Origin of the sequence: Klebsiella sp. 2680 (genome assembly GCF_900198535.1) — a bacterium.
GTDB classification, from domain to species: Bacteria; Pseudomonadota; Gammaproteobacteria; order Enterobacterales; family Enterobacteriaceae; genus Klebsiella; species Klebsiella indica.
In genome coordinates, this window is the sequence record NZ_FZNJ01000009.1 from 20780 (window position 1) to 46813 (window position 26034).

General features: G+C 54.6%; 25 protein-coding genes and 1 riboswitch. Of the genes, 10 read left to right on the forward strand and 15 right to left on the reverse strand.

The annotated features are described in order from the left end of the window. Positions 1-212 precede the first annotated feature (212 nt). From pspG to FN037_RS23665, 3 genes are all read right to left on the reverse strand, one after another. Complete coding sequence (gene pspG, locus FN037_RS23655) at positions 213-455, reverse strand: envelope stress response protein PspG (RefSeq protein WP_142503297.1); 243 nt, start codon at positions 453-455, stop codon at positions 213-215. Between the two features lie 140 nt (positions 456-595). After that, entirely contained in the window at positions 596-1594 is a 999-nt protein-coding gene (gene dusA / locus FN037_RS23660) for a tRNA dihydrouridine(20/20a) synthase DusA (protein WP_138360894.1), read from the reverse strand. A gap of 104 nt (positions 1595-1698) precedes the next feature. Beyond that, positions 1699-2187 carry a cupin domain-containing protein gene (locus tag FN037_RS23665; protein WP_138360857.1) on the reverse strand — a complete coding sequence of 163 codons (489 nt, stop codon included), beginning with the start codon at positions 2185-2187 and terminating at the stop codon, positions 1699-1701. 233 nt (positions 2188-2420) lie between these two features. Here FN037_RS23665 and zur point away from each other — a divergent pair, with 233 nt between their 5' ends. Next, positions 2421-2936 (forward strand): zinc uptake transcriptional repressor Zur, encoded by a 516-nt coding sequence (zur, locus tag FN037_RS23670; protein WP_138360858.1) that lies wholly within the window; start codon positions 2421-2423, stop codon positions 2934-2936. A gap of 89 nt (positions 2937-3025) precedes the next feature. On the opposite strand, the gene FN037_RS23675 is transcribed toward zur, so the two are convergent. From FN037_RS23675 to FN037_RS23690, 4 genes are all read right to left on the reverse strand, one after another. Further along, complete coding sequence (locus FN037_RS23675; RefSeq protein WP_138360895.1) at positions 3026-3235, reverse strand: CsbD family protein; 210 nt, start codon at positions 3233-3235, stop codon at positions 3026-3028. A 125-nt stretch (positions 3236-3360) separates the two neighbouring features. After that, complete coding sequence (gene dinF / locus FN037_RS23680; RefSeq protein ID WP_142503286.1) at positions 3361-4677, reverse strand: MATE family efflux transporter DinF; 1317 nt, start codon at positions 4675-4677, stop codon at positions 3361-3363. Between the two features lie 72 nt (positions 4678-4749). Next, positions 4750-5358: a transcriptional repressor LexA gene (gene lexA, locus FN037_RS23685; RefSeq protein ID WP_138360860.1), complete on the reverse strand. Its 609-nt coding sequence runs from the start codon at positions 5356-5358 to the stop codon at positions 4750-4752. Positions 5359-5480: 122 nt separating this feature from the next. Further along, on the reverse strand, positions 5481-5849 hold the full coding sequence (locus tag FN037_RS23690) for a diacylglycerol kinase (protein WP_138360861.1): 369 nt from the start codon (positions 5847-5849) through the stop codon (positions 5481-5483). Positions 5850-5978: 129 nt separating this feature from the next. On the opposite strand from FN037_RS23690, the gene plsB reads away from it, so the two are divergent. Continuing rightward, entirely contained in the window at positions 5979-8402 is a 2424-nt protein-coding gene (plsB, locus tag FN037_RS23695) for a glycerol-3-phosphate 1-O-acyltransferase PlsB (RefSeq protein ID WP_138360862.1), read from the forward strand. A gap of 59 nt (positions 8403-8461) precedes the next feature. Here plsB and ubiA read toward each other — a convergent pair whose 3' ends face one another. The 5 genes from ubiA to malK all read right to left on the reverse strand — a co-directional run bounded on the left by ubiA (position 8462) and on the right by malK (position 13566). Continuing rightward, the gene (gene ubiA / locus FN037_RS23700; RefSeq protein ID WP_138360863.1) at positions 8462-9331 is read right to left on the reverse strand and encodes a 4-hydroxybenzoate octaprenyltransferase; all 870 of its coding nucleotides are present in this window, start codon (positions 9329-9331) and stop codon (positions 8462-8464) included. Positions 9332-9344: 13 nt separating this feature from the next. Then, positions 9345-9842, reverse strand: coding sequence for a chorismate lyase (ubiC, locus tag FN037_RS23705; RefSeq protein ID WP_138360864.1), 498 nt, complete (start codon positions 9840-9842; stop codon positions 9345-9347). Positions 9843-10029: 187 nt separating this feature from the next. After that, positions 10030-10956, reverse strand: a complete 927-nt coding sequence (malM, locus tag FN037_RS23710) for a maltose operon protein MalM (protein WP_138360865.1) — start codon at positions 10954-10956, stop codon at positions 10030-10032. 112 nt (positions 10957-11068) lie between these two features. Further along, positions 11069-12358, reverse strand: coding sequence for a maltoporin (locus FN037_RS23715; RefSeq protein WP_142503287.1), 1290 nt, complete (start codon positions 12356-12358; stop codon positions 11069-11071). Between the two features lie 98 nt (positions 12359-12456). Further along, complete coding sequence (gene malK, locus FN037_RS23720) at positions 12457-13566, reverse strand: maltose/maltodextrin ABC transporter ATP-binding protein MalK (RefSeq protein WP_138360867.1); 1110 nt, start codon at positions 13564-13566, stop codon at positions 12457-12459. Between the two features lie 369 nt (positions 13567-13935). On the opposite strand from malK, the gene malE reads away from it, so the two are divergent. The 3 genes from malE (at position 13936) to malG (ending at position 17964) form a co-directional block, all read left to right on the forward strand. Further along, on the forward strand, positions 13936-15126 hold the full coding sequence (malE, locus tag FN037_RS23725; RefSeq protein WP_142503288.1) for a maltose/maltodextrin ABC transporter substrate-binding protein MalE: 1191 nt from the start codon (positions 13936-13938) through the stop codon (positions 15124-15126). Between the two features lie 186 nt (positions 15127-15312). After that, positions 15313-16857 (forward strand): maltose ABC transporter permease MalF, encoded by a 1545-nt coding sequence (gene malF / locus FN037_RS23730; RefSeq protein ID WP_142503289.1) that lies wholly within the window; start codon positions 15313-15315, stop codon positions 16855-16857. 216 nt (positions 16858-17073) lie between these two features. Then, complete coding sequence (gene malG, locus FN037_RS23735; RefSeq protein WP_138360896.1) at positions 17074-17964, forward strand: maltose ABC transporter permease MalG; 891 nt, start codon at positions 17074-17076, stop codon at positions 17962-17964. 316 nt (positions 17965-18280) lie between these two features. On the opposite strand, the gene psiE is transcribed toward malG, so the two are convergent. Continuing rightward, entirely contained in the window at positions 18281-18691 is a 411-nt protein-coding gene (gene psiE, locus FN037_RS23740) for a phosphate-starvation-inducible protein PsiE (protein ID WP_138360870.1), read from the reverse strand. A gap of 144 nt (positions 18692-18835) precedes the next feature. On the opposite strand from psiE, the gene FN037_RS23745 reads away from it, so the two are divergent. Continuing rightward, positions 18836-19345: a GNAT family N-acetyltransferase gene (locus FN037_RS23745; protein WP_138360871.1), complete on the forward strand. Its 510-nt coding sequence runs from the start codon at positions 18836-18838 to the stop codon at positions 19343-19345. Positions 19346-19353: 8 nt separating this feature from the next. Then, entirely contained in the window at positions 19354-19809 is a 456-nt protein-coding gene (locus tag FN037_RS23750) for an acyltransferase (RefSeq protein ID WP_138360872.1), read from the forward strand. A 45-nt stretch (positions 19810-19854) separates the two neighbouring features. Here the strand turns inward: FN037_RS23750 and pgi are convergent, their stop codons facing one another. Next, positions 19855-21504 carry a glucose-6-phosphate isomerase gene (gene pgi / locus FN037_RS23755; RefSeq protein ID WP_138360873.1) on the reverse strand — a complete coding sequence of 550 codons (1650 nt, stop codon included), beginning with the start codon at positions 21502-21504 and terminating at the stop codon, positions 19855-19857. A gap of 338 nt (positions 21505-21842) precedes the next feature. Continuing rightward, a riboswitch (Lysine riboswitch) is annotated at positions 21843-22064 on the forward strand. 178 nt (positions 22065-22242) lie between these two features. Between pgi and lysC the strand changes: the two genes are divergently transcribed. The 3 genes from lysC to FN037_RS23770 all read left to right on the forward strand — a co-directional run bounded on the left by lysC (position 22243) and on the right by FN037_RS23770 (position 25067). Then, positions 22243-23592: a lysine-sensitive aspartokinase 3 gene (gene lysC, locus FN037_RS23760; protein WP_138360874.1), complete on the forward strand. Its 1350-nt coding sequence runs from the start codon at positions 22243-22245 to the stop codon at positions 23590-23592. 130 nt (positions 23593-23722) lie between these two features. Then, on the forward strand, positions 23723-24667 hold the full coding sequence (gene panS / locus FN037_RS23765; protein WP_142503290.1) for a ketopantoate/pantoate/pantothenate transporter PanS: 945 nt from the start codon (positions 23723-23725) through the stop codon (positions 24665-24667). Between the two features lie 127 nt (positions 24668-24794). Continuing rightward, on the forward strand, positions 24795-25067 hold the full coding sequence (locus FN037_RS23770; RefSeq protein WP_138360876.1) for a DUF3811 domain-containing protein: 273 nt from the start codon (positions 24795-24797) through the stop codon (positions 25065-25067). Here FN037_RS23770 and rluF read toward each other — a convergent pair. Beyond that, the gene (rluF, locus tag FN037_RS23775; RefSeq protein ID WP_142503291.1) at positions 25064-25936 is read right to left on the reverse strand and encodes a 23S rRNA pseudouridine(2604) synthase RluF; all 873 of its coding nucleotides are present in this window, start codon (positions 25934-25936) and stop codon (positions 25064-25066) included. The genes FN037_RS23770 and rluF overlap by 4 nt on opposite strands. Positions 25937-26034: the final 98 nt, after the last annotated feature.

The following is a 26034-nucleotide window of genomic DNA, read 5'->3' on the forward strand; positions in this document are numbered from 1 at the left end:
TGGCGGAAATACGAGACATATCTAATATCGGTTTGTCATCAGCCTCAAAAGTTTAGGGCTTCCACACAGGAAGCCCTTACTTTTTTTGTTTCGGCTGTATGTAGGGTACAGCTCGATGAATTCATTAACTTGTTAATAGTGGCAGATTTAATTAGCAAAGCCTACGCTGTTTTAGGCAAAAATCTTCAGGTTGTGACATAGCGCTCAATACCTTAGTAATGCCAGCGGTTATTACTCCGATAACGACTCTCAGTCGGCGATTTTATCGCCCGGATCGCCCACACCACGACAACGGCCAACAGCAGCCACGGCAGTAATTTAATCATTAAAGCAAAGAGTCCGCCGACAAACATCACCGCTGTCGCCACCACGATGGCGGCGATAATACCCAATAATGACACGCCGGTGACCAACAGCATGACAAAAAAGCCAATCACAAATAAGAGTTCCAGCATCATCTTCTCCCCAAAGAAATTTTTCTATCACTTCCTGGGTATTACAAGAACTATGCCAAATATAACTTATTGAATATAAACAAAATTTATCACATCACTTATACGTAAAGTGGTGAATTTGACCAGGTTTTAGTGAAAAATTAACCCTTGTCGGCAACCCATCGCAGCGCCTGCTCCAGCACATTGATATCCGCACCGGCTTTATGCGCATTCTCGCTCAGATGGCGGCGCCACTGGCGCGCGCCCGGAATCCCCTGAAACAGTCCCAGCATGTGGCGCGTCACGTGTCCCAGGTATGTTCCGTTGCTGAGTTCACGTTCAATATAGGGATACATCGCGCGGACCACGGCAACCGGATCGGCATCTATACCGTCCACGGCGAAAATTTCCCGGTCGACCGAGGCCAGAATGCCCGGATTCTGATAAGCCTCGCGGCCCACCATCACCCCATCCATATGCTCCAGATGCCGTTTCGCCTCCGCCAGCGACTTAATGCCGCCATTAATCGCCATCGTCAGATGCGGGAAATCGCGTTTAAGCTGGTAGACGCGCGGATAATCCAGCGGCGGGATCTCACGATTCTCCTTCGGGCTCAGGCCGGATAACCACGCCTTACGCGCGTGGATGATAAACATCTCACACTCGCCTTTCCCGGAAACCGTTTCGATAAAATCACACAGAAATTCGTAACTGTCCTGGTCATCAATACCGATGCGGGTCTTTACCGTTACCGGAATCGACACCACGTCGCGCATCGCTTTAATGCAGTCGGCAACCCGTTGGGCATTGCCCATCAGGCAAGCGCCGAACATGCCGTTTTGCACGCGATCGGACGGGCAACCAACGTTGAGGTTTATTTCATCATAGCCGCGCGCCTGCGCCAGCTTTGCGCAGTGCGCCAGCGCCGCCGGATCGCTGCCACCCAGTTGCAGAGCGACCGGATGCTCTTCTTCGCTATAGGCCAGGTAGTCGCCTTTACCGTGAATAATCGCGCCAGTGGTCACCATTTCAGTGTACAGCAGCGTATGGCGCGAGAGCTGGCGCAGAAAATAGCGGCAGTGTCTGTCTGTCCAGTCGAGCATCGGCGCGATGGAAAAACGGTGGGCGGCAAAAGCAGTTGGCGTTGATTCTGACATCATGGCGAATAAATAAGCATCCGGGTAAAAAGGGGCGCTACTATAGCACAAAGATACATCACTGGCGCATCGCCCCGGCGCGGGCTTTTTCTATCGGACAACAAACGTTACTTTCTCCGCGGCTTGCCGTCGTGCGGGCCGAAAAACTGCGGCGGATGATCAACCCAACGATCCTGACGGGTAGCGGCATAGCCGGGATTAAGCGGATAGTAGATACGGTTGAATTTGTTGTTCGCCTCGCCGACGACTAACAGGCGAACTTCGTGGTCGGTATTATTGAGGAAGGTGTGGCAAACGCCGGTTCCGGCAGGAAAGCCGACGCTATCACCGGGCTCCAGCTTCCAGAGATAGCCGTTAATCCACACGTCCGGATACCCCTCCAGCACATAGATAAACTCTTCTTCGTCGCTTTCCGCGTGCGGATAGGAGGTACGACGCCCGGGCGGAAGACGTTCGTGATGGATCCCCAGACGATTCAACCGCAGGCCGCGCGCCAGCGGCGCACCGATGGAGAACAGCTCTGTGCTATCGGGATAGGTGGAATCATCCGCCCCCTCCAGTTCACGCCAGTGTCGAATGCAATCAGGTCGTTTCATCGTTTTCTCCCGAAAATGAGATGCATCGGATATAGCATAACCCTAAATAATTCGCGTTGCAGACAGCGGAAAGTGAGCGACAAATTCGTCAGAAACAAATTTGTCCCGCCAGAAAGGCGCCTCCGGCGAGCACGGGCAACGTGAAGTGTGACCGGTATAAGTCCCAGGGACTCGGTGTTTTATCTGGAACGTGATAAAGTAACAGTTTCACATTCACGCGACCAGAGGACGCCATGGATAAGACTACTTCGCAACAAATGTTAGCGCATGCTGAAAAGCTCTGTGCACAACGTGGCGTACGCCTGACCCCTCAGCGCCTTGAAGTGTTGCGTTTGATGAGCCTGCAGCAAGGGGCTATCAGCGCCTACGATCTGCTCGATCTGCTCCGGGAAACAGAACCGCAGGCCAAACCGCCAACGGTATACCGGGCGCTGGAGTTTTTGCTGGAGCAGGGACTCGTGCACAAGGTGGAATCCACCAACAGCTATGTGCTGTGTCACCTTTTCGATCAGCCAACCCACAGCTCAGCGATGTTTATCTGCGACCGCTGCGGTGGCGTCAAAGAAGAGTGTGCGGAAGGTGTAGAAGATATTATGCATTCCCTGGCGGCGAAGATGGGCTTCGCTCTGCGCCACAATGTGATTGAAGCTCACGGCCTGTGTGCAGCCTGCGTTGAAGTCGAAGCCTGCAGCACGCCGGGGCACTGCCATCACGATCACACCATACAGATTAAAAAGAAAGCCCGCTGAGGGGGAGCCGCAGCGGGAATCAAGGCTAACGGTACCTCCGGATACCGTCAAGGCAGGCACTAACAGTGGGTTAAAACACGACGCTTTCGCTACCAGCGATAATCGTTACGGGTTTCCCACTCCGTGACCTCTTTCTCGGCCTGGTCTTTGGCGTAGCCATAACGTTCCTGAATCTTACCGACAAGCTGGTCACGTTTACCCTCGATGACGGTCATATCGTCGTCGGTCAGTTTGCCCCATTGTTCTTTTGCTTTACCTTTCAACTGTTTCCAGTTACCGCCGATTTCGTCTTTATTCATCATGCAATCCTCATCGTTCGGTGAATGAACAGCCCATTATGGGCCGGGCATGACTTAACTATAGATGAGTATTCTGAGTAGAATTTATTATTCAGAATCTTTAACCAGCAGATAAATAAAACCCGCTACGAAAACCAGGTTCCATACCGCCAGTGTCGCCGCCAGATGAGCGCCAGCGACGCCCCGCGCAGGGCAAGAAAAACCGTCAGCGCCAGCCACAAGCCGTGATTCCCGAGAACCGGTAGCGTTAACAGCGTCAGGGCAAATCCCGCCGCCGCCACAACCATACTATTACGCATCTCCGCCCCGCGCGTCGCGCCGATAAACATACCGTCCAGCAAATAGCACCAGACACCAATCACCGGCAGTATCGTCTGCCAGATGAGATAGCGGTCGGCCAGTTGCTGCAATGAAGACAGAGACGTCAACACGCTGATGATCTGCTCACCGGCAAGGCTGTAAATCAGCGTAAACGCCAGCGCCACCATCCCTGACTGGCGACAGGCCGCACGCCAGACGACAAGCAGTTGACCGTCATCGCGCGCGCCGTAGGCCTGCCCGGAATGCGCTTCAACGGCATAGGCAAAACCATCCAGTGCGTAGGCGGTAAAGGTCAGCATAGTCATCAGTACCGCATTGACCGCCACCACATCGGCGCCGAGACGGGCCCCGAATACTGTCACCGCCCCGAAGCAAAGCTGTAGCAGCAGCGAACGCAGCATGATGTCGCGATTTAACGCCAGCAAACGGCGTATGTCGCCACGCCAGGCGTTTTTCAACATCGACAGGGGAACGCCACGCAGCGCCAGCACGCGTCTCACCATTAACAGTCCAATAAAGAAGGTGGCGTATTCTGCCGTGACCGTCGCCAGCGCCGCTCCCTGAACATTCATATGCAGGCCGATCACCAACCATAAATCGAGCGCAATGTTAAGAACATTGCCGACCACCAGCAGGATCACCGGCGCCCGGGCATACTGCACACCAAGCAGCCAGCCCAGCAGGACCAGATTCGCCAGCGAGGCGGGCGCGCTTAGCCAACGAATCTCAAGAAAGTGCCGGGCCTGTACGAGCACAGATTCACTGCCGCCGACAATATGTAGCGCCAGATTGATTAACGGCCCCCTGAAGAGGACGATCGCTACCCCGGCGGCCAGCGCCAGAACAATCGGCTGCACCAGCGCGCGCGCCAGCCGCTGCGGATCGTTTGCGCCAAATGCCTGCGCCGTCAGTCCGGTAGTGCTCATGCGCAGAAACAGAAGCAGCATAAAAAGGAAGCTGGTGGCCGTTGCGCCAACCGCCACGCCTGCCAGATAAACCGGGCTGTCGAGGTGACCAATAACGGCGGTATCCACCAGTCCCAACAGCGGAACGGTGATATTGGAGAAGATCATCGGTAACGCTAAGCGCCACAGGGCTCTGTCAGCAGAGTTAAAAAGCATGGAAGAGGAGCCTGAATGGAAGTAAACGACGCAGCATCATGCATCAGAGGATAATGCTGCGGAATGGCGAGGTTATTGCCAGTTGCCGTTGCGGATAACGCCGACAGCCAGGCCTTCAATGGTAAAACTTTGTTCGCGCAGATCGACCACGATCGGGGAAAATTCGCTATTTTCAGGCAGCAGCTCAACGACGTTGCCCTGCTTTTTCAGCCGCTTCACGGTGACTTCTTCGTCAATGCGCGCCACAACCACCTGACCGTTGCGCACATCCTGCGTTTTATGCACCGCCAGCAGATCGCCATCCAGAATCCCGATGTCTTTCATTGACATACCGCTGACGCGCAGCAGAAAATCGGCGCTCGGCTTAAACATGGATGGATCCACCTGATAGTGGCCTTCAATATGCTGCTGCGCCAGCAGCGGTTCACCTGCGGCAACGCGGCCAATTAGCGGCAGACCGCTCTCTTCTTCCGTCAGCAAGCGAATACCGCGAGAAGCGCCAGAAACGATCTCGATTGCGCCTTTACGCGCCAGCGCCTTCAGGTGTTCTTCCGCCGCGTTTGGGGAACGAAACCCCAAGCGCTGAGCAATCTCCGCACGCGTCGGCGGCATGCCCGTCTGGCTGATATGATCCCGAATGAGATCAAACACCTCCTGCTGCCTGGTCGTTAACGCTTTCATTCCGCCCCCTGGGTGTATATACAGTTATGCTGTGAGTATATACAGCTAACGGTGATTTTGGAACCATATTTCACACAAAAATCAGCAGTTTCTTTCCATTTTGCGAACCGATACGGCAAGAGTCAGCGATAGTTCGCCCACAACAGCATTCCCCAGGTCATCAGCGCGATAATAATCGCCAGCAGAACCGCCGCGGACCCCAGATCTTTCGCCCGTCCCGAAAGGACGTGACGCTCAGGACCAATACGGTCGACGACGGCTTCAATGGCGCTATTGATAATTTCAACTATCATCACGAGCAGAACCGAACCAATCAGCAGAACCCGGGTGACGGCATCGACGTCCAGCCAGCAGGCTATTGCCACGGCAATAATGGCCGCGATACCTTCCTGACGAAATGCGGCCTCGTTGATCCACGCCGCGCGAAATCCTTTACAGGAATACCCTGCGGCTTTAATAATTCGGGTTAACCCGGTGGTATTATTGGCCATCAAACGAACCTTTTAATGTAAATAACGCCAATGAGTGTACGCGTTTGCCGCGTTACACCGGAAATTTTGCGCACTTTCTGTTATTCTTGCCGCGCATTTGCATGATTAACCAGGGGCTTCATATCGTCTATGTCTGGCTGGCAACGAATTTACTATAAATTACTGAATTTACCATTAAGGGTGCTGGTAAAAAGCAAGTCTATTCCGGCGCAACCTGCCGAGGAATTAGGCCTGGATACCTCGCGCCCTATTATGTACGTCCTGCCTTACAATTCGAAGGCGGACCTGCTGACGCTACGCGCTCAGTGTCTGGCACATGAGTTACCCGATCCTCTGGAGCCGCTGGAAATCGATGGCTCTCTGCTTCCGCGCTATGTATTTATCCACGGCGGCCCGCGCGTATTTACCTATTACACGCCAAAGGAAGAGTCCATCAAGCTGTTCCATGACTATCTGGACCTGCACCGTAATCATCCCGATCTGGATGTACAGATGGTGCCAGTTTCAGTGATGTTCGGTCGTGCTCCGGGGCGCGAAAAGGGAGAAGAAAACCCGCCTTTACGTATGCTCAACGGCGTGCAGAAATTCTTTGCCGTCTCCTGGCTGGGACGCGACAGCTTTGTGCGTTTCTCGCCTTCGGTCTCTCTACGTAAGATGGCGGACGAGCACGGCACCGACAAAATTATCGCTCAGAAACTGGCCCGCGTGGCGCGCATGCACTTTGCCCGCCAGCGTCTGGCAGCCGTCGGGCCGCGTCTGCCAGCCCGTCAGGATCTGTTCAATAAACTGCTGGCGTCAAAAGCCATTGCCCGCGCGGTGGAAGATGAAGCACGCAGCAAGAAAATCTCCCATGAAAAAGCGCAGCAAAACGCCATCGCGCTGATGGAAGAGATTGCCGCCAACTTCTCCTACGAGATGATCCGTCTGACCGACCGTATTCTGGGCTTTACCTGGAACCGTCTCTATCAAGGGATTAACGTCCATAACGCCGAGCGCGTTCGTCAGCTGGCGCACGACGGGCATGAAATTGTCTATGTGCCCTGCCACCGCAGCCACATGGACTATCTGCTGCTCTCCTACGTGCTGTATCACCAGGGGCTGGTGCCGCCGCATATCGCCGCCGGCATCAACCTGAACTTCTGGCCTGCGGGCCCGATTTTCCGCCGCCTGGGCGCGTTCTTTATTCGCCGTACCTTTAAGGGCAATAAGCTCTACTCCACCGTCTTTCGCGAATACCTGGGCGAGCTGTTCAGCCGCGGCTATTCCGTGGAATATTTCGTGGAGGGCGGTCGTTCGCGTACCGGTCGTCTGCTGGATCCGAAAACCGGCACCCTGTCGATGACCATCCAGGCGATGCTGCGTGGCGGTAATCGTCCTATCACGCTGGTGCCGATTTATATCGGCTACGAGCATGTGATGGAGGTCGGGACCTACGCCAAAGAGCTGCGCGGCGCGACGAAAGAGAAAGAAAACCTGCCGCAGATGCTACGCGGATTAAGCAAACTGCGTAATCTCGGTCAGGGTTACGTGAACTTCGGCGAGCCGCTGCCGCTGATGAGCTACCTGAACCAGCATGTACCTGAATGGCGCGAGTCTATCGATCCTATCGAAGCCGTTCGTCCATCGTGGCTCACACCGACGGTGAATAACATCGCTTCGGATCTGATGGTGCGGATTAACAATGCCGGTGCGGCAAACGCCATGAACCTGTGCTGCACCGCGCTGCTCGCGTCGCGTCAGCGTTCCCTGACCCGCAAGCAGCTAACCGAACAGCTGGAGTGCTATCTTGCCCTGCTGCGCAATGTGCCCTATTCAACGGATGCGACCACGCCTGCGGTCTCGGCCAGCGCTCTTATCGACCACGCGCTGCAAATGAACAAGTTTGAAGTCGAGAAAGACACCATTGGCGATATCATCATTTTGCCGCGCGAGCAGGCGGTACTGATGACCTACTATCGTAACAATATCGCCCATATGCTGGTTATGCCGTCGCTGTTAGCCGCCATCGTCACCCAGCATCGTCATATTACCCGCGCAGAAATATTGCGCCACGTCGAGATGTTCTATCCGTTCCTCAAGGCCGAGCTGTTCCTGCGCTGGGAGATAGCCGAGCTGGCGGGCGTTGTCGATGCGCTGATTGCCGAAATGCAGCGTCAGAGCCTGATCGTCGTGAATGGCGATGATGTAAGCGTGAACCCTTCTCATGCTCGCGCGCTACAACTGCTGGCCGCAGGCGCGCGCGAAACGCTACAGCGCTACGCGATTACCTTCTGGCTGCTGAGCGCCAACCCGGCAATCAACCGCAGTTCGCTGGAGAAAGAGAGCCGTACCGTCGCGCAACGTCTGTCGGTACTGCACGGCATCAATGCGCCGGAGTTCTTCGATAAGGCGGTATTTAGCACGCTGGTGCTGACCCTGCGCGACGAAGGCTATATCAGCGATACCGGGGATGCGGAACCGGAAGAGACGCTGAAGATCTACCGTATGCTGGCTGCGCTGGTTACGTCCGATGTGCGTTTAACGATTGAAAGCGTTACCCAGGATGAAGCGTAACGCGTGAAGAAAGCGCCCGGCTTGCGCACGATGCCAGCAAGCCGGGTAGAGCGTCGAATCTAGCGCATATATCCCATCACCAGGCCAAGAAACAGCACCATCCCAACGTAGTTGTTATTTAAAAACGCTTTAAAACAGTCATCGCGTTCGCGCCTGAAAATCAGCTTCTGCTGCCAGACAAACAGCGCCGCGGCGATAAACAACGACCAGTAATATTCCCAGCCCAACCCGTTCAGCCAGCCAACCGTCGCCATCAACGCCAGTACCGCCACCTGTAACATACCAATAATTAAACGATCGCTATCGCCGAACAGAATCGCCGTCGATTTAATACCGATTTTTACGTCGTCGTCGCGATCGACCATCGCATACTGGGTGTCGTAGGCCACCGCCCACAGAATATTGGCGAGAAACAGCAGCCAGCAGCTCAGCGGTAGCGATTCCGTTACCGCCGAGAATGCCATCGGAATCGACCAGCCGAACGCCGCGCCCAGCACCACCTGCGGCAGATGAGTGTAGCGTTTCATAAACGGATAGACCCAGGCTAATGCCAGCGCCGCAATCGACAGCAGGATAGTCATGGTGTTGAGGGTCAGCACCAGCAGAAACGAGACCAGCACCAGCGCGATAAATAGCGTACGCGCCTCTTTCTCGGTGACATCCCCGCTCGGCAGCGGACGGTGAGCGGTGCGCTTGACGTGGCCGTCAAACTTGCGGTCGGCATAATCATTTACCACGCAACCTGCGGCGCGCATCAGCCAGACACCCGCAACAAAAACCACGAGGATCCACAGCGGCGGCATTCCCGGCGTCGCGACCCATAGCGCCCACAGCGTCGGCCACAGCAACAGCAGCGCGCCGATCGGTTTGTCAGTACGCATCAAGCGGTGAAACGCCAACAGCTTATTCTGCGTCAGACTCCACTCCATTTTATTTTTCCTCTTAATACAACGGTGATGCAGGCAAAAACAGTTCCGTTAACAACAGCGGTTTGCCGCTCAGCCGCAGACGGGAACGCCGCCCCCAAAGACCAGCATGGCGACCAATTTCAATAAAATCGCGGGTTAGCGTAGATGACGTAAACAGATAACGGCCCAGCGGCGTTTGCCCCAACTGTTGTAGCGCCATTTCGGGGCCGCTGAGCGTCGACTCAGGGACGAGAGTGCGGCCCGCCAGCCAGGGCGTATCATTGGCGCAAAGTATAATTTCCCGCAGCCAGTAGCGCGGTTCATCCGGCAACAAAGAGGCTTCATCCGCCAGCGCTTCGCGGCCAACATAACCTTCGTTAACCATCATTACGCTGACTTTTTTCCCCTGTTGCTCAAAGCGTTTGGTCATTGAGTCTTCCAGCAATAACCAGTCGCGCAGAGGCGAATCCAACGAGGGCATCGTAGCAAAATAACGCAGCGCACGCAGTTGCGTAAGCGCAGGATGTGGCATGCCTGAATCTCCGGTACATAACATGACAGTATTGTATCGCAGAATGAGACACTGAGGGCGGGCAAACGTCAATATCCGATCATCCACGCAACAGCCATGCAACAGACGCCGCCGCGCGATAAAAAAAGTGCGCCCCAATGGACGCACCGAAAGGCTGAGCCTAAACATCAGCATTGTGGGGAGACGGTCACCCCTTGCCTTTTACACTGCTGATAAAGGTGGAACGAGCAGATTTCGAACCGAGACGTTCAGCTTCGTTCATCAATTTCAGGGCCTTATCGATATCACCTTTCGCGACCGCCTGTTTAATGCCGTTGTTGAAATAGGTTTCAGTATCATCGAGCATCGGTTCGCTTTTCGCTGCCGGAACGGAAGCCGGGGCGGGTGCGCTATAGGCTGGCGCCGCCGTATTACCTACGGTGACAGGGCCAGGTCCGGAAGAGCCAAACAGCGGGCCGACCAGCACGCTGGAGCCGCTACTGGTTTTCACTTTCAGCTTCAGTACACCCTCGGTGGTGTGTCGCGCAACCGGGTCTGGAATATCCGGGATGGCATTGCCCGCGCCTTTGGCATAGGCTTTCGCCGGATCCAGCAGGGTGGTCGTTTGTTGCAAATCTTTTTCCGTCGTAAAGACCAGCACATAGAGCTTCTGCTGCCCCAATGCTGGCGTCAGGCGCATCACACCCTCAAGCCGATCCGCTGCCATGACGCCGGGCTGCTGATAGGTAAAATAGCTGCTGGGGAAAAACGCAGACGGGGTCATATTCTGATCTAAAATCAACACGTTCGGCGCAAAAATCTGTTTTTGCTTATTCACTTCGCTACTGAGCGTCAGGGTCAGTTCGCCAATATTCGCCGGCACGCTCCAGGCCGCAACCGGGCCGGAGATACCGGCGACATCCAGCCGTTGCCCTGCCGTAAGCAAATCGACGGATTGCGTTTTAGATTGATCGACTGGCGTCCAGACCAGTTTCTGCAGAGCCGTTCCGGGAATGGCCGGGGCGGCGCTGATGTTTTGCGGGACAACGTTGACATCGGCAAGGCTCATCCCCGGCACGCAGGCCAACATTCCTGCGGATAAACACAGGGCGACGAGCGTTTTCTTCATTTTCATTGTTTTCACCTCGGATAGCATCGGATCAGCGGTAGCCAGGCAATAGCGCGCTAATCCTGAATAATCAGGAGGGGTGTAAGCCCCTCCGTGTCACTACGTGATTACGACGGTATTACCACCAGACTTCCATCTGCGCGCCGAAGGTTACTTCGCTATCGCTGCCACGGCTGTCGGTCAGGAGACCATTACCGCTGCTATCTTTCGTTTGCAGACCTGTGGTTGTGCTGTTACCCCAGTTTTCATCCCATTTGGCATAGGTGGCGAAAATACGGATCGCCGGGCGGGACCAAACGCTGCTACCTGCCTGCCATTGCTGAGCGAGGGTAATTTTGTACTGGTTGTTGCGTTCGCCGGTTCGCTGGGATTTCACGTTGTCGTAACCGATTTCCAGCTGGGTGCTCATAATCGGCGTCCATTTATACATTGGACGAATACCCGCAGTGTACCAGGTCGAACCATTTTTACTGTCCAGATCGACGTCCTGATACATCGCAACGTACATCAGGCCCCAGTCGTCATTGAAGTCCATCGCACCGTGATCCAGAACGCGGATCATGCTGCCATCGTTATCAATACTGGTGCCCTGAGAGTGACCGTTACCCGAAGAAGTCATCGAGTCAGTAGCATACTGAACCACAAACTTGTTAAAGCCACCCCAGAGAGACTGCGTATGTTCACCGGTGAACATCCAGCCATCTTTCGACGCGCCATCGGCCAGATGATAGTCATCCTGCGGGTTGGCGCGACCGTAATCGACACCTAATTCCAGAACACCACCCGGGTTAGTTTCCAGACCTGCCAGTCGCACGTCGAAAACATCGTTCGCGGTTTTAGATGCGTATTTCTTAGTGTCATCGCTGGAGAAAGTATACGAACCGCCGCTTTCTGAGTTACGCGTGGCCGCCAGAGAGAGTTTACCGAAGCCAAGGTCGACGTTTTCCAGACCGGCACCCGGGCCAGAGATATCCCAGTAGTAGAAGTCGATCATATGAACGTCATGCCGCTGGTAGAAGCGCTTACCGGCCCACAGGGTTGAACCGGGTAACCAGTCAATCAGGTTTTTACCCTGGATATTGGCTTCACGGAACGCCGGAGAGGTGCTTTCCCAGTCATCCTGTTGGTCTACGGAATAAGCGACGTTAGTATCGAAATAAAAACTCTTGTCACCCTCTTTCCATAATTCCTGGCCCAGCTTCAGCTCAGCATAGGTTTCACATTCATTACCGAGACGGTATTTACTTTGAGCGCCCGTGGCTTTGAAACATTGCTGTGAACCGCCGCTGCCGGTCCAGCCGATACCGGAACGCGCATAGCCGTGGAAATCAACGGCCAACGCCTGGGCGGACATAACGCCTGCCGCAACGGCGACCGCCAGTGGAAGTTTGCGCAGAGTCATCATCATTCTATCTCCTGAGATCATTGCTTTTCTTTGAACGCTTCACCTGTTGTTGCGCCGGTTTAGCGGCGCGCCAGGGTGCACGTTTTTTTTAATTAGAAGCCCTACACGCCCGGCTCTTTATGCAACCGACGACAGGCGGTGCCATCCTCACGGAATAAATGGCAACGCTCAGGCGGCAAACCGATGGCGAATGTGGCTCCCTCTTCTACCAGCACCACGTCGTTCTGGCGGTACACCAGGTTTTGACGGATGGATGGGATCTGGATATGAATTTGCGTTTCGTGACCAAGCTGCTCGACCACCTGAACCTCACCTTCGAGGGTGACATCGGCGATATCGCAGGGCAGCAGATGTTCCGGGCGAATACCTAAGGACATATTGGCGCCGACCTGAACGCGGGCGCCGTCCACCGGCAACCAGATTTGCTGACGGTTAGGCAGTTCCACCTGCACCTGCTCAATGGCGGTGGCGGTGACTTTAACCGGCAGAAAGTTCATCTTTGGCGAGCCAATAAAACCGGCGACAAAGCGATCCGCCGGATAGTGATAGAGTTCAAGAGGCTTGCCGACCTGCGCGACGCGACCGGCATCCAGCACCACAATCTTGTCGGCAAGGGTCATCGCTTCGACCTGGTCGTGGGTGACGTAAATCATCGTGCGCCCGAGGCGCTTATGCAGCCGGGAAATCTCAATACGCATCTGCACGCGCAGCGCGGCATCGAGGTTAGAAAGCGGTTCATCCAGCAGGAAAACCCGTGGTTCGGCAACCAGGGTACGACCAATCGCCACACGCTGCCGCTGACCGCCGGAAAGGGCTTTCGGTTTGCGATCCAGCAGATGGGCCAGTTGCAGGACTTCCGCCACCTGAGTAACACGTTGGTTAATAAGTTCTTTTTTCGCGCCGGCCAGCTTCAGGCCAAAAGACATGTTTTCCGCGACGGAAAGGTGGGGATAAAGCGCATAGGACTGGAACACCATCCCGATACCACGTTCGGCGGGCGGGACATCATTCATGCGGGTATCGCCAATCAGCAGATCGCCGCTGGTCACCGTTTCCAGCCCGGCAATCATACGCAGCAGAGTGGATTTACCGCAGCCCGATGGGCCAACAAACACGACGAATTCCCCATCCTGGATCTCAAGGTTAATGTCTTTCGAGACCACCACCTCGCCCCAGGCTTTCGTTACATTCCGCAGTTGTACGCTCGCCATGCCCTTCTCCCTTCGTTACAACCTGTCACTTAACGACACATTCAAGATGGGCTGACTATGCGGCATTCGTGAATCCGGCAAATCCTCCACCCCCGGCTTTTTTATGGGGGAGGAGGCGGGAGGATGAGAGATGCCATCTCGCTGGTTGGGAGAACGGGATGCGGTTCATTTCGTGATATGGACGACAAAATGAGCAGCATTTTTATGTGCTCCAGAGCGCATAAATGGCATTTCTGTAATGGAGATCACATAAACGAAGGAAGGGGCGTAGAGATGGGGAGGATGGAAAGAGGTTGTTAAAAAAGGACACTCATTATCGTCAAGCCACTTAAGTGTATCCACGAGCACATCACCAAATAGGACGGGTATATGAAAATCAAAACTGGCGCTCGCATCCTCGCGCTGTCTGCATTGACCACGATGATGTTTTCCGCCTCTGCCCTCGCAAAAATTGAAGAAGGTAAGCTGGTTATCTGGATTAACGGCGACAAAGGCTACAACGGCCTCGCTGAAGTGGGTAAAAAGTTTGAAAAAGATACCGGTATTCACGTTTCCGTAGAACATCCGGACAAGCTGGAAGAGAAATTCCCGCAGGTTGCCGCGACTGGCGACGGTCCGGACATCATCTTCTGGGCCCACGACCGTTTCGGCGGCTATGCGCAGTCCGGACTGCTGGCGGAAATCACCCCGGATAAAGCCTTCCAGGACAAACTCTATCCGTTCACCTGGGATGCGGTTCGCTATAACGGCAAACTGATCGCGTATCCGGTCGCCGTAGAAGCGCTGTCGCTGATTTATAACAAAGATCTGGTGCCGAATCCGCCGAAAACCTGGGAAGAAATTCCAGCGCTAGATAAAACGTTGAAGGCGAAAGGTAAGAGCGCGCTGATGTTCAACCTGCAGGAACCGTACTTCACCTGGCCGCTGATTGCTGCCGACGGCGGCTACGCATTCAAATTTGAAAACGGCAAATATGACGTGAAGGACGTTGGCGTGGACAGCGCTGGCGCGAAAGCGGGCCTGACCTTCCTGGTCGACCTGATCAAAAACAAACACATGAACGCCGACACCGATTATTCCATCGCGGAAGCGGCATTCAATAAAGGCGAAACCGCGATGACCATCAACGGTCCGTGGGCGTGGTCAAACATCGACAAGAGCAAAATCAATTACGGCGTGACGCTGCTGCCGACATTCAAAGGCAAGCCGTCCAAACCGTTCGTTGGCGTACTGAGCGCCGGTATTAACGCCTCCAGCCCGAACAAAGAACTGGCGAAAGAGTTCCTCGAAAACTACCTGCTGACCGACCAGGGCCTGGACGCAGTGAACAAGGATAAACCGCTGGGCGCCGTCGCTCTGAAATCTTTCCAGGAGAAACTGGAAAAAGATCCGCGTATCGCCGCCACCATGGCGAACGCCCAGAAAGGCGAAATCATGCCGAACATCCCACAGATGTCCGCGTTCTGGTATGCCGTTCGTACCGCAGTGATCAACGCCGCCAGCGGTCGTCAGACCGTCGACGCCGCGCTGAAAGATGCACAAGCTCGTATCACCAAGTAATACAGTTTCTCTTATTTCTTAAGAAATAAGGTTTATTGAATACGTTGTTACACGAAATCATTCGCGCTACATCGAGGCGGCAAGGATGCAAATCCCCAGGAGCTTACATAAGTATGTGACTGGGGTGCGCATTCGCAGCCAACAAAGAGGTAGCACGAAAGAAAAAGTGTAAAGAGGAAGATCCCCATGGATGTCGTAAAAAAGAAACACTGGTGGCAAAGCCCGCAGTTGACATGGTCTGTGATTGGTTTGCTTGGCCTGTTGATAGGTTACCTTGTTGTTTTGATGTATGCCCAGGGGGAGTACCTGTTTGCCATCATGACGCTGATTTTAAGCTCGGTTGGCCTGTACATTTTTTCAAACCGCAAGACCTATGCCTGGCGCTACGTTTATCCGGGTCTCGCCGGGATGGGGCTGTTCGTTCTGTTCCCGTTGGTCTGCACCATCGCCATCGCCTTCACCAACTACAGCAGCACCAACCAGTTGACCTTCGAACGCGCGCAGCAGGTACTGATGGATCGCACCTTCCAGGCGGGTAAAACCTACAACTTCGCGCTTTACCCGGCGGGAGAGGAGTGGAAGCTGGCGCTGACCGATAGCGAAAGCGGTAAACATTATCTTTCCGACGTCTTTAAATTCGGTGGCGAGCAGAAGCTTGCCCTTAAAGAAGCCGATACCTTGCCAGAAGGCGAACGCGCTAACCTGCGCATCATTACGCAAAACCGTATCGCCCTGAACCAACTGACCGCCGTACTGCCGGACGCAAGCAAAGTCATTATGAGCTCCCTGCGTCAGTTCTCCGGCACGCAGCCGCTGTATACGCTCTCCGGGGACGGTACGCTGACGAATAACCAGAATGGCGTGAAATATCGCCCTAACGCCGGAATCGGTTTCTACCAGGCGATTAACGCCGACGGTAGCTGGGGGAGTGAGAAGCTGAGTCCTGGCTATACCGTCGCCATTGGCTGGGACAACTTCACCCGCGTGTTCCAGGATGAAGGTATCCAGAAACCCTTCTTCGCCATTTTCGTCTGGACAGTGGTCTTCTCCCTCCTGACCGTTATCCTGACCGTGGCGGTAGGCATGGTGCTCGCCTGCCTCGTCCAGTGGGAAGCCTTAAAAGGCAAAGCGATTTATCGCGTCCTGCTGATTCTGCCTTACGCCGTACCGTCATTTATCTCGATTCTGATTTTCAAAGGGTTATTCAACCAGAGCTTCGGTGAGATCAACATGATGCTCAGCGCGTTGTTCGGCATCAAACCGGCCTGGTTTAGCGACCCGACCACCGCGCGCGCCATGATCATCATCGTCAATACCTGGCTGGGCTATCCATACATGATGATCCTGTGCATGGGCCTGCTGAAAGCGATTCCTGAAGACTTATATGAAGCCTCGGCAATGGACGGCGCAACCCCGTTGCAGAATTTCTTTAAGATCACGTTCCCGCTGCTGATTAAACCGCTAACGCCGCTGATGATCGCCAGCTTCGCCTTCAACTTTAACAACTTCGTGCTGATTCAACTGTTAACCAACGGCGGACCGGATCGCCTCGGCACGACCACGCCTGCGGGCTATACCGACCTGCTGGTGAGCTACACCTACCGTATCGCCTTTGAAGGCGGCGGTGGTCAGGATTTCGGCCTGGCTGCGGCCATCGCCACGCTGATCTTCCTGCTGGTGGGCGCGCTGGCGATTGTTAACCTGAAAGCCACACGTATGAAGTTTGATTAACTGGAATAACCAGACGTCATTGGCGCGGCCAGCCAGAGCTCGGCCAGCGTGGAAGAACCGGCGCGTACAGGTAGTACGTGAGGATTATTCGCTACGCTCACCCTTCGGGTCGTCCTGAAGGACGTTCAAAACGCGGTGACTTTTGTCTGAGCACTGCCTGAGTTCAAAATGGCAAGCAAAATAACCTGGAGCGGTATCAAGGGGAGTAAAAATATTATGGCTATGGTTCAACCCAAATCTCAGAAGCTGCGCCTGTTCATCACGCATCTCCTGCTACTGATTTTTATCGCGGCGATTATGTTCCCGCTGCTGATGGTTATCACTATCTCTCTGCGCGAAGGTAACTTCGCCACCGGTAGCCTGATCCCGGAACGTATCTCCTGGGAGCACTGGCGGCTGGCGTTAGGTTTTAGCGTTGAACATGCTGATGGCCGGGTTACGCCGCCCCCCTTCCCGGTCCTGCTGTGGCTGTGGAACTCCATCAAGGTGGCCGGTATTACCGCCATTGGCATCGTCGCGCTCTCTACCACCTGCGCATACGCTTTTGCCCGCATGCGCTTTCCGGGTAAAGCCACGTTGCTGAAAGGGATGCTGATTTTCCAGATGTTCCCGGCGGTTCTGTCGCTGGTCGCGCTGTATGCCCTGTTTGACCGTCTCGGTCAGTATATTCCGTTCGTCGGTCTGAATACCCACGGCGGCGTAATCTTCGCCTATATGGGCGGTATTGCGCTGCACGTCTGGACGATTAAAGGCTACTTCGAAACCATCGACGGCTCTCTGGAAGAAGCGGCGGCACTGGATGGCGCCACCCCGTGGCAGGCGTTCCGCCTGGTGCTGCTCCCGCTGTCGGTGCCGATTCTGGCGGTGGTGTTTATTCTGTCGTTCATCGCTGCGATTACTGAAGTGCCGGTCGCCTCGCTACTGCTACGCGATGTGAACAGCTACACCCTGGCCGTCGGCATGCAGCAGTATCTCAACCCGCAGAACTATCTGTGGGGCGACTTCGCCGCCGCCGCGGTACTCTCCGCCATCCCGATTACCGTGGTGTTCCTGCTGGCCCAGCGCTGGTTAGTTAACGGTCTGACGGCAGGCGGAGTGAAAGGTTAAGTTTTATTGTTAGATACTCTAAATAATTCAGGTTGCGGGAAGGCGATACCCCCCGCTTATCCCCGGAGCATAGAGCGCTATGTGACCGGGGCAAACGGGAGCGGTCAATGCATCAACAACCTGAAGTATGACGAGTATACCGCCCCAAATTTCAGAAGAGGGTCGGTGGTTCAGTCGCCGTACGCGCCCCCAACCGGGTACGGCAGCCACCGCCCTCATCTGAAAAAGTAAGGCAAATGCCACTGCGACCCTCAACTGGACCCGACATAAATGATATTTGTGACTGTTGGTCAGCGGCCCTTGTGGCCGCTTTTTTTTACTCGCGTTTCAGACGGTTGGAGTTACACAGCCAGAGCGTAATCACCAGAATCAGGATCGCCGCGGAGTAAATCAGCACCGCCATCGGCGACTCATGATCGATAATAATCAGCCTCACGATAGCGGTGATCCCGATATAGACGAAATAGCGTAGCGGGAAGTGAAACCCCGATTCGAAATACTTCACAATCAGCGCAATAAACTCGAAATAGAGAAAATAGACCACCAGCCCTTCCACCAGCTTGTACTTACTGACCGGATCGGGGGTGAACAATACGTGCGCCAGATGCAGCGTCTCTTTGCCCAGGAAAACGATCAGAATGATCCCGAGACATACCAGGCCAAGATTCAAAATCGTTTGCATTGCCGTGGCGATAAAATTGACCAACGGACGATAAACCGGCGCCATATACACACCTCATCATCATGATTCCATGTAACCTGTATAACGTAAAAATGTGATCAAGATCGACATTATTCGTTAGATTTTTGCCACCGTTGGCGTAAATGTAACAATCGTTCGTCAGGTTTGCGGGTTAAAAAGGAAATAATCATGCTGAAAATTCGCACTGCGCGACCAAAAGACGCAGCCCTGCTCAATCAAATGGGCAACGCCAGCTACCGCCACCACTTCGCTCACCTTTGGCATAACGCCGACGAACTGGCGCTTTTCCTGGAGCAGGAGTATTCCGTCGCCTCGCTGGCGCGCAGCCTCTCCGATAAGAAGTCCCGCTGGTTGATTGCGCAGGCAGAGCAGCCCATCGGCTTCGCTAAATATACCTGCCGCCAGGATATTAACCCAGGGGGTCCATCCGGCACGCTGCTGCATAAGCTCTACCTGATGCCTGGCGCGACGGGGCTACGCTATGGCGAGCAGTTTTTTAGCGCCATCGAAAAACAAGCAAAAGAGGCCGGCGAAAGCTGGCTATGGCTGGAGGTGCTCGCGGCAAATCCCGGTGCCCGACGTTTTTATGAACGTCAGGGAATGCGGCACATCAAAGACACCGTTTTTCATTCCGCTACCCAACACAGCACGCTACATATTCTGGCCAAACCACTCTGAGAGGCAACATGCATACCTTTCGTGAAACCGCTATTCGCAACGTCACCAGCGGAGAGAATGTGGTGATTTACCAACCCGCTAACCTCTACGACTGCACGCTCGGCGATAACGTTTTTGTTGGTCCCTTCGTTGAAATTCAGGGCCATACTCATATTGGCAGAGACAGCAAAATTCAGTCCCATACTTTTATTTGCGAGTATGTCACCATCGGCGAACGCTGCTTTATCGGTCACGGAGTGATGTTCGCCAACGATATGTTCCGCGATGGCAAACCGAATGCCGACCGCGAAAGCTGGGGAAGAATTGTCCTTGGCAACGATGTGTCGATCGGCAGCGGCGCGACCATTCTGGCGATCAGCATTTGCGATGGCGTAGTGATAGGCGCGGGCAGCGTGGTTACCCGGTCAATTACCGAGAAAGGCGTGTGGGCAGGAAATCCGGCGAAACTGTTGCGACGACTCTAAACAAAAATGCCGGCCACATGGGCCGGCATTCAGGCATCCGTCTGATTATACGCGCCAGGATTTGTAGCGATTAATCAGGCCATTGGTCGAGCTGTCGTGGCTGCTCACTTCGCTGCCATCTTTCAGCTCCGGCAGAATGCGGTTAGCCAGCTGTTTACCCAGCTCAACGCCCCACTGGTCAAAAGTGAAGATGTTCATAATCACACCCTGGGTGAAGATCTTGTGCTCATACAGCGCAATCAGCGCCCCCAGGCTGAACGGCGTGATTTCACGCAGCAGGATGGAGTTGGTCGGGCGGTTGCCTTCAAACACTTTGAACGGCACCACGTGCTCCAGCGTCGCCGGATCTTTCCCCTGATCGCGATATTCCTGCTCAACCACTTCACGGGATTTACCGAACGCCAGCGCTTCGGTCTGCGCAAAGAAGTTAGACAGCAGTTTCTGATGGTGGTCAGACAGCGGGTTGTGGGTCATCGCCGGGGCGATAAAATCGCACGGCACCATTTTGGTCCCCTGATGGATCAACTGGTAGAACGCGTGCTGACCGTTGGTGCCCGGCTCGCCCCAGATGATTGGGCCCGTCTGGTAATCCACGGCATTGCCGTTACGGTCAACATACTTGCCGTTGGATTCCATATTGCCCTGCTGGAAGTAGGCGGCGAAACGGTGCATATACTGATCGTACGGCAGAATCGCTTCGGTTTCGGCACCGAAGAAATTGTTGTACCAGATACCAATCAGCGCCAGCAGCACCGGTAGGTTTTTCTCAGACGGGGTGGTGGAGAAATGTTTGTCCATCGCATGCGCGCCGGAAAGCAGTTCAACGAAGTTGTCAAAGCCGACAGACAGGATGATAGACAGACCAATCGCCGACCACAGAGAGTAGCGACCGCCGACCCAGTCCCAGAACTCAAACATATTGGCGGTATCAATACCGAACTCGCCAACCGCTTTACCGTTGGTGGAAAGCGCAGCGAAGTGTTTCGCCACGTGTTTCTCATCACCCGCGGTCGCCAGGAACCAGTCGCGCGCACTGTGGGCGTTGGTCATGGTTTCCTGCGTGGTAAAGGTTTTGGAAGCCACCAGGAATAGCGTGGTTGCCGGGTCCACTTTCTTCAGCACTTCGGCGATATGGGTACCATCGACGTTAGAGACAAAGTGCATGTTGAGGTGGTTTTTGTACGGACGCAACGCTTCGGTCACCATAAACGGACCAAGGTCAGATCCGCCGATACCGATGTTAACCACATCGGTAATGGCTTTGCCGGTATAGCCTTTCCAACTGCCGGAGATAATGGCCTCTGAGAAGGTTTTCATTTTCTCAAGCACCGCGTTCACTTCCGGCATCACATCTTTGCCATCAACCAGAATCGGCGTATTGCTACGGTTACGCAGCGCAACGTGCAGCACCGCGCGGTCCTCTGTGCGGTTAATCTTCTCGCCGGAGAACATTGATTTAATGGCGTCGGCCAGGAAGGTCTCTTTCGCCAGATCCTGCAATTTTGCCAGCGTCTCTTCGGTGATGCGGTTTTTAGAGAAATCCACCAGCATCAGATCGTCGAAGGTCGCAGAGAATTTAGAGAAACGGTCGCTATCTTTGGCGAAAAGATCGCTGATAGTAACGTCTTTCATTTCATCAAAATGTTTCTGTAATGCCTGCCAGGCAGAAGTCTGCGTTGGGTTGATGTTTTTCATTAGCAATACTCTTCTGATTTGAGAATTGTGACTGCGGTCGATTGTAGCGCCGGTGGCGAAAAATTGTGATGATTTTTGTGTTATGCCTATGATACGCGTCAGGAACAGAGGCTATTTGGCGCAAAATGTCTCTGCCAGTATAGCCATCATAAGGCTTTTTTCTGTCAGTAACTTGAGCATGAAAAATCCGCATAACCCTGACATTGACATACTTCGTCTGAAGCCTTTATATAACGGCAGTACCGACAAGACGTCGGTATGTATCGATCGCGAATTTCACGCTACAGCGAAAGAGTATTGCAGGGGGATGACCCCAGGCAAAGTGAAAGACGTCGGTAATTGCCAGAAGAGGTGCGTTGCCCAGGTAACCGTATTGGAGGAACCAGTCCGGAGAAAATACGTGAGGGGGAGCAACGCCGAGGTGAAAAGCGTCTGGTTACGCCCATCACCGGCCGCAGGGGCTGAATCCCCTGGGTTGTCACCAGAAACGTTCGCAGTCGGGCGTTTCATACTCGCCGCATCAGCGATGCGAGTCTACAAGGTGGAGCACTTCTGGGTGACATCGTAGTTTGTTTATCGCTCTGCGCCCACCCTGTTTTTCGCTCTTCCCTTGTGCCATGGCTGAATAATTTGGCCTGACTTATTAAGACATTTTTTGCAATCCGGCGGCCTCCTGCCCCATCAGTATGAATTGTCAGGAAGCGTTTTAATAAGTCAGGCCCCTGACACGAGGTTGTTATGACAGATTTAGTTGTAGCCAAATTCGGCGGCACCAGCGTTGCCGATTTCGATGCCATGAACCGCAGCATAGAGGTCGCGCTGCTCGATGCCAGTACCCGCGTGGTGGTGCTTTCCGCCTCTGCGGGCGTGACCAACCTTCTGGTCGCGCTGGCGGAAGGGCTGGAGCCGACCGAACGCTTCGAAAAGCTCGATGCCATACGCCAGATCCAGTTCAATATTCTGGAACGCCTGCGCTATCCGAACGTAATTCGCGAGGAAATTGAGCGCCTGCTGGAAAATATCACCGCGCTGGCGGAAGCCGCATCGTTGGCCAGTTCGACCGCGCTGACGGATGAACTGGTCAGCCACGGTGAATTGATGTCCACGTTGCTGTTTGTCGAAATCCTGCGTGAGCGCGGTATCGCCGCCCAGTGGTTCGACGTGCGTAAAATAATGCGCACCAACGATCGCTTTGGTCGTGCGGAACCGGATATCGCCGCGCTTGCTGAATTAACTCAGCAACTGCTGGCTCCGCGTCTTGCGGAAGGGCTGGTGATCACCCAGGGCTTTATCGGCAGCGAGGCCAAAGGCCGTACCACCACCCTGGGCCGTGGCGGCAGCGACTATACCGCCGCTCTGCTGGGCGAAGCGTTAAAGGCGACCCGCGTTGATATCTGGACCGATGTTCCGGGCATCTACACCACCGATCCGCGCGTCGCTCCGGCAGCCAAGCGCATTGACGTTATCGCCTTTGAAGAAGCAGCGGAAATGGCGACCTTCGGCGCGAAAGTGCTGCATCCGGCGACCCTGCTTCCCGCCGTGCGCAGCGATATTCCGGTATTTGTCGGTTCCAGCAAAGCGCCTGAGGCCGGCGGCACGCTGGTGTGCAAAACCACCGAACACCCTCCGCTATTCCGCGCTCTGGCGCTACGTCGCAGACAGACGCTACTGACGCTGCACAGCCTGAATATGTTGCACTCACGCGGATTTCTCGCCGAAGTCTTCAGTATTCTGGCGCGGCATAATATCTCCGTGGATCTGATCACCACCTCAGAAGTCAGCGTGGCGCTAACCCTGGATACCACCGGCTCAACCTCGGTTGGCGATACGCTGCTGACCCAGGCGCTGTTGACCGAACTGTCGTCCCTGTGCCGCGTAGAGGTCGAGCAGGACCTGGCGCTGATTGCCTTGATTGGTAACGAACTGTCAAAAGCCTGCGGCGTTGGTAAAGAGGTCTTCTCTGTGCTGGAGCCGTTCAACATTCGTATGATTTGCTACGGCGCCTCCAGCCATAACCTGTGCTTCCTGGTGCCGGGGGCGGATGCAGAGAAAGTGGTGCAGAAACTTCACCATAATTTATTTGAATAATCTCCCTTCTCACGATAAACAATACCTCTGGCCGGGCGTGACCCGGCCTATTTATAACAAGATCAACACAACGGACTCACCATCACTTGGGTTTTCCTGAGTATGGCAAGTCAATCGCAAGGAAAACACTATGCTCGCCACGCTTACGCGGTTGTTCCCATTATGGGCGCTACTGCTCTCCGTTATCGCGTATTACACACCCGCCACTTTCACTCCCGTTGGTCCGTGGGTTCCCACGCTGCTGATGCTGATTATGTTCGGCATGGGCGTGCACCTGAAAGTGGATGACTTTAAACGCGTTCTCTCCCGTCCCGCGCCGGTCGCGGCGGGGATTTTTTTGCACTATCTGGTGATGCCATTTGCCGCCTGGCTGCTGGCGCTGATTTTTCAGATGCCGCCGGAGCTTTCTGCCGGGATGGTGCTGGTCGGTAGCGTCGCCAGCGGTACGGCATCCAACGTCATGATCTTTCTGGCTAAAGGCGATGTCGCGCTCTCGGTGACTATCTCATCGGTCTCCACGCTGGTCGGCGTGGTGGCGACGCCGCTGCTGACGCGTCTGTACGTGGATGCGCATATTCAGGTGGATGTGATGGGGATGCTGCTCAGTATTCTGCAAATCGTGGTGATCCCGATTGCGCTGGGGCTGGTGGTGCATCACCTACTGCCAAAAGTGGTGAGGGCGGTGGAACCATTCCTCCCGGCGTTTTCAATGGTTTGTATTCTGGCGATTATCTGCGCCGTGGTGGCGGGTTCCGCTTCGCATATCGCCTCCGTCGGCCTGGTGGTGATTATCGCGGTGATCCTGCACAACACCATTGGCCTGCTCGGCGGCTACTGGGGCGGGCGTCTGTTTGGCTTTGACGAATCCACCTGCCGCACGCTGGCGATTGAGGTTGGGATGCAGAATTCCGGGCTTGCCGCCGCGCTGGGGAAAATCTACTTTGGCCCGCTGGCAGCACTACCAGGCGCGCTGTTCTCTGTCTGGCACAACCTTTCCGGGTCGTTGCTGGCCGGTTACTGGTCAGGGAAACCGATTTCTGATAAAGCGCGCAACAGGGCACAAGAACGCGAATAACGGTAGAGAATCGACAACCCCCGGCGGCGCAGCGCCGCCGGAATTTTCCTCGACGCACGACGATTTACAGTGAGACGTCTGCCTCTTTACCGTACACTGAAGCCATCAGCTACCTGAGGGCACCATTATGGCACTCCCCCGCATCACCCAAAAAGAGATGACCGAGCGCGAGCAGCGCGAACTGAAAACGTTGCTCGACCGCGCGCGCATCGCTCATGGGCGTCCGCTGACCAATGCGGAAACCAACAGCGTGAAAAAAGAGTACATCGATAAACTGATGGCGCTACGCGAAGCCGAAGCCAAAAAGGCCCGCCAGCTAAAGAAAAAGCAGGCTTATAAACCGGATACTGAAGCGTCGTTTTCCTGGTCGGCAAATACATCAACGCGCGGCAGGCGTTAACGCCCTTTCTTTTTACGCCCCGGCGCGGTAAAGCGCTTGCCATTCGTTGCCGGGCGAGCGGGTTTCCCGCTGGTTTTTTCGAGCGTCACCACCGGGCGTTTAATACCGGTCGCTTTCGGCCTGGCTTTTGCCTTCGGTTTCGCTTCCGATGATGAATTCTCAATCAGCTTAAACAGATCAACCAGCTCATCATCGGTCAAATCGCGCCATTCGCCCAAAGGGATGCCGGTCAGGCTAACGTTCATAATCCGCGTACGTTCAAGCTTCGTCACTTCATAGCCAAAGTGTTCGCACATCCGGCGGATCTGGCGGTTTAGCCCCTGCACCAGCGTAATGCGAAACACGAACGGCGCTTCTTTTTTGACTTTGCACTTTTTGGTCACCGTTCCGAGGATCGGCACACCCGCCCCCATACTCCGCACAAATTCATCGGTTACCGGCTTATCCACGGTCACCAGATACTCTTTTTCGTGATCGTTGCCGGCACGCAGGATCTTGTTAACCAGATCGCCATGGTTGGTCAGAAAGATCAGCCCCTGGGAATCTTTATCCAGACGACCGATCGGAAAAACGCGTTTGCTGTGATTAACGAAATCAACGATGTTGTCGCGTTCGCCATCTTCGGTGGTGCTGACAATACCGACGGGTTTATTCAGCGCAATCAGTACTAAATCGTCCGCTTCACGCGGCTCAATCAATCGGCCATTGACCTTAACCACATCGCCCGGCTTAACCTGATCGCCAATAGTGGCGCGCTTGCCGTTGATAAAAACGTTACCTTGTTCGATAAAGCGGTCCGCTTCGCGGCGCGAGCAGATTCCGCTTTCACTGATGTATTTGTTAAGTCGGGTTGATGGATCGGGCAGCATAACTCTCCTGAAACAGATTATCCTTCAAGTTGTCTCTGTGTTGGCTACGTTCACTCATCCCGGAGGCATAGAAATCTATACCTCCAGGAATTTACGCG

Excerpts from the sequence above, each read along its gene's own strand:
- malF (WP_142503289.1), top strand. The coding sequence starts at position 15,313 with ATGGATGTCGTAAAAAAGAAACACTGGTGGCAAAGCCCGCAGTTGACA.
- lysC (WP_138360874.1), top strand. The coding sequence starts at position 22,243 with ATGACAGATTTAGTTGTAGCCAAATTCGGCGGCACCAGCGTTGCCGAT.
- lexA (WP_138360860.1), bottom strand. The coding sequence starts at position 5,358 with ATGAAAGCGTTAACGACCAGGCAGCAGGAGGTGTTTGATCTCATTCGG.
- FN037_RS23745 (WP_138360871.1), top strand. The coding sequence starts at position 18,836 with ATGCTGAAAATTCGCACTGCGCGACCAAAAGACGCAGCCCTGCTCAAT.
- FN037_RS23665 (WP_138360857.1), bottom strand. The coding sequence starts at position 2,187 with ATGAAACGACCTGATTGCATTCGACACTGGCGTGAACTGGAGGGGGCG.
- malG (WP_138360896.1), top strand. The coding sequence starts at position 17,074 with ATGGCTATGGTTCAACCCAAATCTCAGAAGCTGCGCCTGTTCATCACG.
- pgi (WP_138360873.1), bottom strand. The coding sequence starts at position 21,504 with ATGAAAAACATCAACCCAACGCAGACTTCTGCCTGGCAGGCATTACAG.
- ubiC (WP_138360864.1), bottom strand. The coding sequence starts at position 9,842 with ATGCCACATCCTGCGCTTACGCAACTGCGTGCGCTGCGTTATTTTGCT.
- pspG (WP_142503297.1), bottom strand. The coding sequence starts at position 455 with ATGCTGGAACTCTTATTTGTGATTGGCTTTTTTGTCATGCTGTTGGTC.
- malM (WP_138360865.1), bottom strand. The coding sequence starts at position 10,956 with ATGAAAATGAAGAAAACGCTCGTCGCCCTGTGTTTATCCGCAGGAATG.
- psiE (WP_138360870.1), bottom strand. The coding sequence starts at position 18,691 with ATGGCGCCGGTTTATCGTCCGTTGGTCAATTTTATCGCCACGGCAATG.
- ubiA (WP_138360863.1), bottom strand. The coding sequence starts at position 9,331 with ATGGAGTGGAGTCTGACGCAGAATAAGCTGTTGGCGTTTCACCGCTTG.
- dusA (WP_138360894.1), bottom strand. The coding sequence starts at position 1,594 with ATGATGTCAGAATCAACGCCAACTGCTTTTGCCGCCCACCGTTTTTCC.
- malK (WP_138360867.1), bottom strand. The coding sequence starts at position 13,566 with ATGGCGAGCGTACAACTGCGGAATGTAACGAAAGCCTGGGGCGAGGTG.
- FN037_RS23715 (WP_142503287.1), bottom strand. The coding sequence starts at position 12,358 with ATGATGATGACTCTGCGCAAACTTCCACTGGCGGTCGCCGTTGCGGCA.
- FN037_RS23675 (WP_138360895.1), bottom strand. The coding sequence starts at position 3,235 with ATGAATAAAGACGAAATCGGCGGTAACTGGAAACAGTTGAAAGGTAAA.
- rluF (WP_142503291.1), bottom strand. The coding sequence starts at position 25,936 with ATGCTGCCCGATCCATCAACCCGACTTAACAAATACATCAGTGAAAGC.
- plsB (WP_138360862.1), top strand. The coding sequence starts at position 5,979 with ATGTCTGGCTGGCAACGAATTTACTATAAATTACTGAATTTACCATTA.
- zur (WP_138360858.1), top strand. The coding sequence starts at position 2,421 with ATGGATAAGACTACTTCGCAACAAATGTTAGCGCATGCTGAAAAGCTC.
- FN037_RS23690 (WP_138360861.1), bottom strand. The coding sequence starts at position 5,849 with ATGGCCAATAATACCACCGGGTTAACCCGAATTATTAAAGCCGCAGGG.
- dinF (WP_142503286.1), bottom strand. The coding sequence starts at position 4,677 with ATGCTTTTTAACTCTGCTGACAGAGCCCTGTGGCGCTTAGCGTTACCG.
- FN037_RS23750 (WP_138360872.1), top strand. The coding sequence starts at position 19,354 with ATGCATACCTTTCGTGAAACCGCTATTCGCAACGTCACCAGCGGAGAG.
- FN037_RS23770 (WP_138360876.1), top strand. The coding sequence starts at position 24,795 with ATGGCACTCCCCCGCATCACCCAAAAAGAGATGACCGAGCGCGAGCAG.
- malE (WP_142503288.1), top strand. The coding sequence starts at position 13,936 with ATGAAAATCAAAACTGGCGCTCGCATCCTCGCGCTGTCTGCATTGACC.
- panS (WP_142503290.1), top strand. The coding sequence starts at position 23,723 with ATGCTCGCCACGCTTACGCGGTTGTTCCCATTATGGGCGCTACTGCTC.